The sequence below is a fragment of the Pseudomonas typographi genome (genome assembly GCF_014694385.1).
Classification (GTDB): Bacteria; Pseudomonadota; Gammaproteobacteria; order Pseudomonadales; family Pseudomonadaceae; genus Aquipseudomonas; species Aquipseudomonas typographi.
On sequence record NZ_JAAOCA010000018.1, the window covers coordinates 112,371 to 122,552 of the forward strand.

11 protein-coding genes and 1 pseudogene are annotated in these 10,182 nt (G+C 62.1%); 8 read left to right on the forward strand and 4 right to left on the reverse strand.

The window, feature by feature from the left end; translation table 11 throughout:
* Positions 1-33: 33 nt before the first annotated feature.
* Together HAQ05_RS15415 and HAQ05_RS15420 are read right to left on the reverse strand one after the other, a co-directional pair.
* Positions 34-984: a FecR domain-containing protein gene (locus tag HAQ05_RS15415; RefSeq protein WP_190422114.1), complete on the reverse strand. Its 951-nt coding sequence runs from the start codon at positions 982-984 to the stop codon at positions 34-36.
* Positions 981-1,484: a sigma-70 family RNA polymerase sigma factor gene (locus tag HAQ05_RS15420; protein ID WP_190422116.1), complete on the reverse strand. Its 504-nt coding sequence runs from the start codon at positions 1,482-1,484 to the stop codon at positions 981-983. The genes HAQ05_RS15415 and HAQ05_RS15420 overlap by 4 nt, the downstream gene beginning before the upstream one ends.
* Before the next feature lie 50 nt (positions 1,485-1,534).
* Between HAQ05_RS15420 and HAQ05_RS15425 the strand changes: the two genes are divergently transcribed.
* Together HAQ05_RS15425 and HAQ05_RS15430 are read left to right on the forward strand one after the other, a co-directional pair.
* Entirely contained in the window at positions 1,535-2,119 is a 585-nt protein-coding gene (locus HAQ05_RS15425) for a GlcG/HbpS family heme-binding protein (protein WP_238935062.1), read from the forward strand.
* A 34-nt stretch (positions 2,120-2,153) separates the two neighbouring features.
* A complete protein-coding gene (locus HAQ05_RS15430) occupies positions 2,154-3,014 on the forward strand; it encodes an SDR family oxidoreductase (RefSeq protein WP_190422118.1) in 861 nt (286 codons plus the stop codon).
* 89 nt (positions 3,015-3,103) lie between these two features.
* Here HAQ05_RS15430 and HAQ05_RS15435 read toward each other — a convergent pair whose 3' ends face one another.
* A complete protein-coding gene (locus HAQ05_RS15435; protein WP_190422120.1) occupies positions 3,104-4,036 on the reverse strand; it encodes a dihydrodipicolinate synthase family protein in 933 nt (310 codons plus the stop codon).
* Positions 4,033-5,412 carry a dihydroorotase gene (locus HAQ05_RS15440; RefSeq protein ID WP_190422123.1) on the reverse strand — a complete coding sequence of 460 codons (1,380 nt, stop codon included), beginning with the start codon at positions 5,410-5,412 and terminating at the stop codon, positions 4,033-4,035. Before HAQ05_RS15440 ends, HAQ05_RS15435 begins: the two co-directional genes overlap by 4 nt.
* 293 nt (positions 5,413-5,705) lie before the next feature.
* Between HAQ05_RS15440 and HAQ05_RS15445 the strand changes: the two genes are divergently transcribed.
* The 6 genes and pseudogenes from HAQ05_RS15445 to HAQ05_RS15470 all read left to right on the forward strand — a co-directional run.
* Positions 5,706-6,722: an ABC transporter substrate-binding protein gene (locus HAQ05_RS15445; RefSeq protein ID WP_190422125.1), complete on the forward strand. Its 1,017-nt coding sequence runs from the start codon at positions 5,706-5,708 to the stop codon at positions 6,720-6,722.
* 211 nt (positions 6,723-6,933) lie between these two features.
* Positions 6,934-7,824 carry an ABC transporter ATP-binding protein gene (locus HAQ05_RS15450; RefSeq protein WP_238935063.1) on the forward strand — a complete coding sequence of 297 codons (891 nt, stop codon included), beginning with the start codon at positions 6,934-6,936 and terminating at the stop codon, positions 7,822-7,824.
* The gene (locus HAQ05_RS15455; protein WP_190422127.1) at positions 7,824-8,591 is read left to right on the forward strand and encodes an ABC transporter permease; all 768 of its coding nucleotides are present in this window, start codon (positions 7,824-7,826) and stop codon (positions 8,589-8,591) included. Before HAQ05_RS15450 ends, HAQ05_RS15455 begins: the two co-directional genes overlap by 1 nt.
* 142 nt (positions 8,592-8,733) lie before the next feature.
* Complete coding sequence (locus HAQ05_RS15460) at positions 8,734-9,348, forward strand: MotA/TolQ/ExbB proton channel family protein (protein ID WP_190422129.1); 615 nt, start codon at positions 8,734-8,736, stop codon at positions 9,346-9,348.
* 20 nt (positions 9,349-9,368) lie between these two features.
* Entirely contained in the window at positions 9,369-9,773 is a 405-nt protein-coding gene (locus HAQ05_RS15465) for an ExbD/TolR family protein (RefSeq protein ID WP_190422131.1), read from the forward strand.
* A gap of 8 nt (positions 9,774-9,781) precedes the next feature.
* Positions 9,782-10,182: pseudogene (locus tag HAQ05_RS15470) on the forward strand (energy transducer TonB); the annotation flags it as partial.

Genomic DNA, 10,182 nt, shown 5'->3' on the forward strand with positions numbered 1-10,182 from the left:
TCCAGCGCGGGCCCAGACTCTTTTCATCTAACCTTATGCCGGCTCGAGGGTGATCCAGAAGTCGGTGATGCGGCTCAAGCGCACCGGCAAAATACCGGTGAGCATTCGCAATGCATGCTGGCTGTCGTCCAGCGGAAAAATACCGCTGACCCGCAAGTGCTCCACCGGCGGTGCCACCCGCAATACGCCACGGTGGTACGGCCTGAGCGCTTCGACGACCTGTGCAAGCGTAAGGTCGTTGGCATTGAGCAGGCCCCGCACCCAGTCGCCCTCCCCACCCCCGGCTTGGCCACTGTCGTATAGGCCCTGTGCATTGAAGCGCGCCCAATGCCCGGCCTTCAGTGGCTGGGCCAGGCCCTTGGCGTCGATGAGCTGCACCGGCGATTGTTGCGCCAGCACCCACCACCCGGCAAGTTCTTGGCGCACCAGCACACGCTGCTGGCGCGCGACAATTGTGCCTGCCCCCGTAAGCACCTCGAACGCACGCGGCTGTGGGTGTATATCCAATAGCAACTCGCCCCGTTGCAACACCACGCCTCGCTGCCCCCGACCGAACTGGGGTGTGATCCGGCTGGAAGCGTTGAGCAGCGCCGTACTGCCGTCTGGCAAAGCAAAACTGCGCCGCTCAGCGATACCGGTGTAAAGGTCGCCTGGCCAGGCCCAACCGCTAGTGGCCAGGCGTGACGCCACCCCGGCGCCCAGCGCCAGCCCGGCCACGGCCAAGCTGCCGTGGAGGAAGCGGCGGCGGCTGGACGGCGCGTTAAGGGTTTTGAGTAATTGATCCTGCGGCACATCCTTCAGTGGCGATTGGCGCAGCGCCAGCACGTGCTGCTGGAATTCGGCGATAACCTGGGCGTGGCGCGGGTCTTGAGCCTGCCAGGCCAGAAACGCCTGTTCGCGGGCGGGGTCCGGCTCACCTGATTGAAGGAACGCCAGCCAGTGCGCGGCCTCGCGAATCAGCGCTTGGTCGGGGTTCGCACTCATGGCGCCATCACCGTCATGCAGCGGGCAATAGCCTGCTCCATATGTTGCTGCACGCGGCTTTTGGAAATGCCCAGCTCACGGCCGATTTGCTCATAGGTCAGGCCGCCGAGGCAGCTCTGTACAAACACCGCTTTGCCTACCCCCGGCAAGCCGTCCAGCAGGCGGTCGAGGGCCAGCAGCGCCTCTGTCAACACGGCTTGCTCTTCGGGCGATGGCCAGGTGTTCTCGGGCGTTGCCTTGAGTGTTTCCAGGTAGGCTTTTTCCAGATCGCCACGCCGCCAGTTATCGAGCATCAGGCGCTTTGCGATAGTGGTCAGCAACGCCCGGGGCTCACGGATAGCCTGCGGGTCGCGCAGCCCCAATACCCGGACGAAGGTTTCGGCGGCAATGTCCTCGCCGCTGAACGAACAACCCATCACCCGTGTCACCCGTGCACGTAACCAGGGGTAGTGCTGGGCGAACAATGCCGCCATAAAGGAATAATGCGGATGCCTGGACATCGATGACGGCCCGAACGCGACGATAAACCGCAAATATGGCAGGGCCCCGCATGTACCTGGAAAGAATAAAAAATCATCTCGGGCGGTCGCTATGGAATAAAAACCAGGGCGCGCTTGGCAGTCGAACCACCGGCCCTTTAAGGCGGGATGAATTTAACCCGCACCGCCCCTGTCAACTAAAGGGTACCTACCAGGCGCAGGCGCCCTTTTCACAGGAGACCGAGATGCTTCAACTCACCACTGTTTCCCTCGACGACGCCCAACGGCTCATCCGCTTGGGCATTGCCAAGGCTGAGGAGATCGGCTCGCCCAGCAATATCGCCGTGGTCGATGCCGGCGGTAACCTCGTTGCGCACGTGCGCATGGACGGCGCCCAGATTGGCAGCATCGATCATTCCATCAACAAGGCGTTCACCAGCGTGGCCTGCCAAAGTTCGACCCAGGCATTGGGCGACGATGCCCAGCCCGGCGGGCAATTCTACGGGATTGCAAATTCGATCAACGGCCGCGCCATCATTTTTGCCGGCGGCGTACCCCTCTATCACGGCGAGCATATCGTCGGCGGCGTTGGCGTCAGCGGCGGCAGCGGCGAGCAGGACCAAACAGTTGCCGAGGCAGCCGCCGCGGCACTTTGATTTTTTACCCGTTAACCCTGTGGAGACACTCAAAATGACCACCGTACTGATAACAGGCGCCGGAACCGGTTTCGGTAACGAAGTCGCACTGCGCCTCGCCGCCCAGGGCCTGGACGTGATCGCCGGCGTGGAAATCACCGCGCAGGTGCAAACCGTGAAGCAACAAGCCAAGCAACGGGGGGTGGAACTGCGCGTTGAAAAGCTCGATGTTACCGATGAAGGCGACCGGCAAAAAGCCTGGGAATGGGACATCGATGTGTTGCTTAACAACGCCGGTATTTCCGAGGGGGGGTCGATGGTCGACATACCCGCCGACAACCTTCGGCGCCAACTCGAAGTCAACCTGATCGGCCCCGTGTTGCTGACCCAAGGTATCGCCAAGAAGATGGTCGCCAAAAAGAAAGGCAAGATCGTGTTCATGTCGTCGGTGGCCGGGCTCACGGTAGACCCGTTCAGCGGCGCCTATTCAGCGTCGAAACACGCCGTGGAGGCGGTGGCCGAAGCGCTGAGCAAAGAGCTGCGCGAGTTTGGCATCGAAGTGGCGACCGTCAACCCGGGGCCATTCCTGACCGGCTTCAATGACCGCATGTTCGAAACCTGGAAGAACTGGAAAGACGACGCCTCCAAGCGGCTGTTCAACTATGCCGACATTGCTTTTCCACACGAGCAATACGACCCTGAGCCGGTATTCAAAACAACCGTTGGCGTGATCACCGGTGAAATCAAGACGTACCGCAATGTCGAGCCGAAAGAAATCATCCCCCAGCAGCGTGAGCAGCTCGATGCCGCGTGGCAGCGCAAGGTAGACGACCAACTCGGCACCCGGTTCGAACTGGTGCAAAAAGCCTATGACATCGAACCCGAAACGCCGGTTGCCCCCTCGGCGAAGCAGTAACCCAGGGCTCAGCGGGTAAGGCGCTGCACGCCCTGCCCGCCAGCAAAACCCCGCGCCAACCTGAAAAACACCGGCCAAGCCCGCTTGCGTCAGCCCAATGCTTGCAGGCGCCGGGCTTGGCGTTCGATCAGGTATTCGATGTCCGCGATATCAACCGCGCTCAATACCGGTGCCGGCAGCCGCAACGTAGCGCAGGCGATGGCCCCGCGCAGGGCGAGGATGTGCTTACGCACCGCCAGGCCAAGCCCGGGCTGCTGCTCGTAGCGCACCAGCGGAAGGTAGGCATCGAATAAATCCCTGGCCCGCTCCGCCGCCCCCGCCTGCCAGGCGGCGAGCACCTCGGCCATCATTTCTGGGTAGGCAAAGCCGGTCATCGCGCCATTGGCGCCGCGCGCCAGTTCATCGGGCAAGAACATCCCGCCATTGCCCACCAGAATACTGATCGGTCGCATGGCGCCGCTGGCCTGGGCATTGCGCAACTCGCTGAGCTTGTTCAAGCCTGGCCAATCCTCATGCTTGAGCATCACACAGTTGGGGTTGTCAGCGATGATCTGCATGAGCGTCTGTGGGCTGATGGTGACCGTCGTGACAAGTGGAAAATCCTGTAGCACAAAGGGCGTATCCTTGCCGATCGCCATGGCCACTTGGGTGAAGTACCCGCGGATCTGCGCATCGCTTCGCAGGTGGCTGGGCGGTGCCACCATCACCCCGGCCGCGCCGGCGGCCATCACCGCCGTGCTCAGCTCGGCCATCGACGCCAGCCCCGCATTGGGCAGGCCCACCACCACGGGCACACGCCCGGCGACGCGGGCAAGCACGCATTCGACGAACGCCACGGATTCACCCACGGTCAGTTTCGGCGCTTCGCCCATCATCCCCAGCAACGTCAGCCCCGTGGCGCCGCGCGCCAGATAGAACTCCACCATGTTCTCGGCGCTGGTCAGGTCCAGCTCCCCGGTGGCCTTGAAGGGCGTGACACAAATGATGAACACACCGGCGGCCGTTTCGTCCAAACGCTTCACAGTGCCACCTCGCGGCGTGCCGGGCTGGGGCGCAATTGGGGCTTTTGTAAACGCCCTTTACCGGCCTGGTTGACGATACGCTGGCCATCCCAGGCCAACTCGCTGCGTAGGTAAGTGGCGGCCACGCGCACGGCAAAGCGGCGCCCCTCGAAAGAGCTCCAGTTCACCGCCGCTTGGCTCGCCGAGGGGTCGTAAATGAAGGCGCCCGGTTCCAGCACGGTGATATCGGCATCTTTGCCGGCCTCAAGCGCGCCCTTGCTCTGCAACAGAAAAAACTGCGCCGGGCCTTGGCATAACAGGCGTACCGCCATCAACGGTGACACACCGCGCTCCAAGCAGCCGGTCCACAGCGCCGGCACCAAGGTTTCAAGCCCTGGCCCGCCGGAGGCGTTCTTAAAAATGTCCGGGTCGCCCTTGCGGTCCAGGCCCCAAGACACATGGTCTGAAGAGACGAAATCGCAATCACCGGCGGCGATGTGGGTCCACAACTTCTCGACCTCGGCTTGCGGCCGGATCGGCGGGTAATGCTTGGCCTTGGCGCCCAGGCGCTGCCCGTGCTCCTCTTGGTTGAGCATCAGGTATTGCACGCAGGTTTCGGCGGTCGCCTTGAACCCGGCTTGGCGGTATTGGTTGCACAACTCGAACCCCCGCGACAGCGAAATGTGTACCGCATGGGCTCGGGCACCGGTGGCGGCGCCTAGCTCATAGACCCGGGCCGTGGCAAGGTTCTCGACCAGCGGTGGGTGCGCCCGGCCGAAGGCATCCCAGCCGGTATCCCCGGCGGCCTTTAACCGGGCAATGTTGCTCAGGGTCATTTCCTGATCCTGGTTATGCACACCACAAGCCAGGCCCGAAGGGGCGATACGCAGCATCGCCTCGTAGAGCACCTCGTCGCTGATGCGGGGAAAGCGCAGTGCATTGGCCTCGAACGTGGAGAACTTGAAGGCACAGGCGCCCGCCTCGATCAACCCGGCAATCGCGTCCAGGCCGTCGTGGGGGCGAATGGTGGCGTACAGGCCGATATCGATATGGCAGTCGCGGTTGGCCTGGGCGGCCTTTTCATGGAATCGCGCGGTGCTCCATACCGGTTCGGGCTCATCGTAAGGCATGTCAACCAAGGTCGTGACCCCACCTGCGGCAGCGGCGCGCGACGCCTGGCCCAGCCACTCATGGTTGGCGCTGCCGGTGTGGGTCTGGCCATCGACAGCGCCGGGGACCACCCAGCACCCGCGCCGGTCATGGTGATCGCGTGCGGCGGGTGGCTCGCCCTCGCCCACCAACGCGATCCTGCCGTCGACAGTTGCCACGTAACCGTTTTCGAGGATGCGCGTGGGGGTCACCACCGCACCGCGAATCACCAGGTCGAAATCACTCATGCACGTCGTCTCTGCTAGGGGCCTGAAGCACGCAAGCCTAAGAGCGATACAACCTGCCGGTAAACGATAATAAATAGCCGGCATTGGGCGAAAAAACAGCGCGTGCGCGCCACTGCCGCGCCACGCCGGAGCTCGCCCGGCCCATGGCCAACGGCGGCCGCCAGCGGCTACGGCAAGCACTGCGCTGGCGATAATAATTCGTTCCGGCGCACCGAAAAACTGACCTTTACAGCAAAAGCTCGCCGCCCGTACTGTGGCCTCGAATCGAATGACGGTATGCCAAGAGGTCGACGATGAAACACGCGGTTAAGGCGGTTCTGGCCGTTGGCCTGGGCTGCCTCATGGCCCAGGCGGCACAGGCCGAGGAGTCCGTCCGGCTGGTATTGGATTGGGCCTTCGAAGGGCCACAAGCGATGTGGTCGGCGGCGCAAAAAAGTGGCTGCTTCGGCCAAAAGGGATTGAACGTTACCATCGACCGCGGCTTTGGCTCGGGGGACAGTATCAGCAAGGTCGCATCGGGCTCCTACGCCATCGGCGTGGCCGACTTCGGCAGCGTGCTGGCCTATAACGCGCAACACCCCGATGCACCCTTGATCATCACGTTCATTGTCAGTGATCGCTCATCGGCCTCGGTCAATATGTTGAAAAGCTCCGGTATCACCAAGCCGCTGGATCTACAAGGCAAGCGCATCGCTGACACCCAGGGCGAGGCGAGCCGGATGCTGTTTCCGGCGTTTGCCAAGGCCAACGGTATCGACATGAGCACCGTATCCTGGGTCACCGTCGCACCGAACCTGCGCCAGGCCACGGTGGTGCGCGGCCAAGCCGATGCGGCGGCCGGGCATTTGCTCACGGTGGTCAATGGTTTCGTTTCGGTGGGGGTCAAACGCGACCAAATCGTGAGCATGCCGTTTGCCGAATATGGCGTCGATGTGCCCGGTAATGCCGTGGTGGTCAAACCTCAATGGGCGCAAAGCCACCCGCAACAGATGCGTGATTTTCTCAGTTGCACCGTGGTGGGGATAAAGGCAACCATCGCCGACCCCCAGGCCGCCATCGCCTCGCTGCGCAGTTATAACAGCATGCTCGATGCCACGCTCGAGGCCCAACACCTGGATTTCGCCACCCACGTTGCGGTGCTCACCCCCCATGTCAAACAAAATGGCCTGAGCAACATAGACCCAGCTCGGCTCAATAGCGCTATTGCCCAAATTGCCGACGCCATGGGGTTCGTGGCACCGCCGAGCAGTTCGGTATGGACCGCCGACTACCTCCCTGCACAGAGCGAGCTGGCCGTTAGCAACCCCTGATACCCGGAAACACCGGCGGGGTTGCCAGCGCCGACCCCCCTATAGCGCGGTGCCTGCCACCGCGTGCGGTAAACCGTTAGCCACGTGCCGGTCTCCAAGACCAATCAGAAAAGGCAGCTTGCCCAGGCCCTCGCGCTGTGACCGATCAGCGCGGCGGCAGGCGTTATGGGCCAGTACACCGCCAAGCGACGAGGAGTGATCGGGTGTGAGCATGAGCGAACGTTTGGCCGAGCTATTGGCCTTTGATAGCAAGGGCGGCGCCGAACCGATGGCGGCTTGTGCGCTGGCGCCGGAGGAGCAACGCCCGCCGCACAGCGGGCAACCCTATGTGGACTTGCGCGGTGCCAGCCTGGTTTATGGCAGCGGCGGCGAACAGATGCTGGCCATCGACAGGCTCGATCTGCAGGTGGGCCAAGGCGAGTTCGTGGCCGTGGTCGGGCCTTCCGGCTGTGGCAAATCGACCCTGATGAAGCTGGTGACCGGCCTGTTGCAGCCCGACGCGGGCGCAGTGTTCATCCAGGGGCAGAAGGTCACCGGGCCCGTGCGCAATGTGGGCATGGCGTTTCAGAACTCGACGCTGTTGCCTTGGCGTACCACCTTGGAAAACGTGCTTCTGCCGTTCGAGCTGGTCAAGCCGCACCGCCAGCGCATACGCCGCCACCATGCCGAATACCGCGCCCGAGCCATGCACCTGTTGGATGTGGTGGGCCTTAAGGATTTCGCCGAAAAATACCCGTGGGAGTTGTCGGGCGGCATGCAACAGCGTGCCAATGTTTGCCGCGCACTGGTCCACCAGCCGCCGTTGCTGATGCTCGATGAGCCTTTCGGCGCCTTGGACGCCTTTACCCGTGAGGAGCTGTGGCTGCTGACCCAGCAGTTGTGGCTCAAGCAGCGCTTCAGCGCCATTCTGGTCACCCATGATCTGCGTGAAGCGGTGTTTCTGGCCGACCGGGTGATTGTGCTGAGCAAACGCCCAGGGCGCATCATCCTCGAACGCCGCGTCGACCTGCCGCGCCCCCGCAGCCTGGCGCATACCTACGAACCGGCGTTCAGCGAAATCGTCCATGAGATCCGCGACACAATCCTTGAGGCCCGCGCCTGATGAAAACCTCGACCAACGTTGCTCGGCAAGCCTGGGTGCCCTGGGTCACGACCTTGGCATTGCTGGTGTTGTGGCAAATCGTGGCCATGGTATTGGGCAGCGCCAGCTTGATGCTGCCGGCCCCCACCGCGATCGCCCAGTCCATTGGCCAACACTATGATGTGATCTGGCCCAACGCCTTGCAAACGCTCTATACCACCGGGCTGGGTTTTGGCCTGGCCGTGGCATTGGGCATGGTTTTCGGCTTGGCCATCGGCGCGTCGTCGCTGATCTACCGCGGCGTTTACCCGCTGTTGATCGCATTCAACGCCGTGCCTAAAGTCGCCTTGGTGCCCATCTTCGTGCTTTGGTTTGGCATTGGCACCCTACCGGCGGTAGTCACCGCGTTTTCCCTGGCGGTATTTCCCATCATCGTCAATGTGGCCACCGGCCTGTCGACCATCGATGCAGAAATGGAAGACGTGATGCGCTCGCTGGGCGCCACCCGCTGGGACATCCTGACCAAGGTAGGGATCCCGCGCATGGCCCCCTATTTGTTCGCCTCGCTGAAAATCGCGATTACCCTGGCCTTCGTAGGCTCGGTGTTATCGGAAACCATTGCCTCCAATGAGGGCATCGGTTTTTTAATGCAGGCAGCATCTTCACGTTTCGATGTGCCGCTGGTGTTCGCGGGGGTCATCGTGATTGCCGCCATGGCGGTGATTGCCTACCAACTGTGTGAAGTTATCGAAGGTCGTTTTACCCATTGGGCCAAACGCGGCAAATGAGCGGCCCCGGGGCAGCCACCAGCGCCCTATTAAAATAATAAATTGCTCGCGCATTCTTTTGCCGAACTTGTCGACGCGGCCCATAGGGCCGCCTTTCAAACTGCCGCAATGATCACTTTAACGCCGTGCGTAAGGAACTGACATGTTCGAAGCTGCATTTCAATACTCCAAGGATTCCTGGGGCATTATCCCATTAATGCTGGTGATCTTTATCATTGGCATCGCCGTGATTATCGAACGCTACTTTTTCTTTCGAAAAAGTATCAAAGCCGGTGCCAGCCTGGACGCCGACCTCAGGCATGTGGCCTACCACAACGAAGCCGATGCAAAGCAAGTGGCCGCCCATTACCAGCGCACCGTGCAAGGCCGCCTGGTACAGGCCGCCATCGACTCGCCGAACAAAGCCGAAGCGGCCATGGAGCGTGAAGTGGATGAAAGCATCATGGTGCAAATGCCCTACCTGGATCGCAACCTGTGGGTGCTCGACACTTGCGTGACCCTCGGGCCGTTACTCGGGCTATTGGGCACCATCATCCACATGATCCAAGTGTTCAGCGTGCTGGCGGCCAACAGTTCGCAGAAAGTCAGCTCTGTCACTGGGCCCATCGCCCATGCCCTGGTCGCCACCGCCGTGGGCCTGTGCATCGCCATCACCTGCGTGGTGTTTCTGAACTACTTCAACAAGCGTATCCGTTTGGTCGTCAACCAGATGGAACTGGTCAAATCCATGCTGATCAGCCGCTTCGCGACGATCTAAGGCATTAGCGGAGAACCCCCATGGCGAAGAAGTCGTACTACCTGGGCCACGAAGAAAAGGCACGCATCGAGATCATCCCGATGATCGATGTGATGATGTTCCTGCTGGTGTTTTTCGTGCTCATCATGATCGAAATGATCCAGGGCGCCGGTATTACCCTGGACCTGCCGCAATCCTCATCACAGGACCCTATCGAATCGGTGACATTGAATATCGGCGTGTCCGCCGAGGGCGCAATGTACGTGGACGGCAAACCGGTGGACGACCAACAACTGAGTAGCCGGCTGGCCGAAATGAAGGATACCGGTAAGCTCGACGTGGTGATCGCTGGCGACCGCGGCAGCCATTACGACAGCATCGTGCACGCGATGGACCTGGTGCGCGGCGCTGGGGTCAGCGCCATCGGCCTGGCGACGCAAAAATAATGGGCGCCATGGAAAAGAACCTTCGCAGCGGCGCACTGTGGGCGACGCAAAGCGAACAGGCCCAGCACCGGCATTTGCCGATGCCGCTGGCCATCGGTGGCGCTTTACTGCTGGTGGCCATGGTCATCGGCGCCTGCGTCATGATCGAAGCCAAGCCCGTGGCCGTTGAAGAACCGCCGAAAATCACCCGCGTGCAGATGGTCGAGCTACCGCCGCCGCCACCGCCACCCGCACCGGCGCCGCCACCACCACCGGAACCCGCACCGCCGCCGCCAGAGCCGCCGCCGCCCGCGCCAGCACCGCCGCCGCCCAAGCCGCTGCCGCCACCGCCCAAACCGGCCAAGCCGTTACCGGTGCCAAAGCCCAAGCCGGCGCCAACGCCACCGCTGCCGCAACCGCCGCCACCACC

Bases quoted from the DNA above. Each gene is read 5' to 3' on its own strand.
- HAQ05_RS15440 (WP_190422123.1), bottom strand. From the start codon at position 5,412: ATGAGTGATTTCGACCTGGTGATTCGCGGTGCGGTGGTGACCCCCACG.
- HAQ05_RS15425 (WP_238935062.1), top strand. From the start codon at position 1,535: ATGTACCTGGAAAGAATAAAAAATCATCTCGGGCGGTCGCTATGGAAT.
- HAQ05_RS15420 (WP_190422116.1), bottom strand. From the start codon at position 1,484: ATGTCCAGGCATCCGCATTATTCCTTTATGGCGGCATTGTTCGCCCAG.
- HAQ05_RS15450 (WP_238935063.1), top strand. From the start codon at position 6,934: ATGAGCGAACGTTTGGCCGAGCTATTGGCCTTTGATAGCAAGGGCGGC.
- HAQ05_RS15455 (WP_190422127.1), top strand. From the start codon at position 7,824: ATGAAAACCTCGACCAACGTTGCTCGGCAAGCCTGGGTGCCCTGGGTC.
- HAQ05_RS15465 (WP_190422131.1), top strand. From the start codon at position 9,369: ATGGCGAAGAAGTCGTACTACCTGGGCCACGAAGAAAAGGCACGCATC.
- HAQ05_RS15430 (WP_190422118.1), top strand. From the start codon at position 2,154: ATGACCACCGTACTGATAACAGGCGCCGGAACCGGTTTCGGTAACGAA.
- HAQ05_RS15415 (WP_190422114.1), bottom strand. From the start codon at position 984: ATGAGTGCGAACCCCGACCAAGCGCTGATTCGCGAGGCCGCGCACTGG.
- HAQ05_RS15460 (WP_190422129.1), top strand. From the start codon at position 8,734: ATGTTCGAAGCTGCATTTCAATACTCCAAGGATTCCTGGGGCATTATC.
- HAQ05_RS15445 (WP_190422125.1), top strand. From the start codon at position 5,706: ATGAAACACGCGGTTAAGGCGGTTCTGGCCGTTGGCCTGGGCTGCCTC.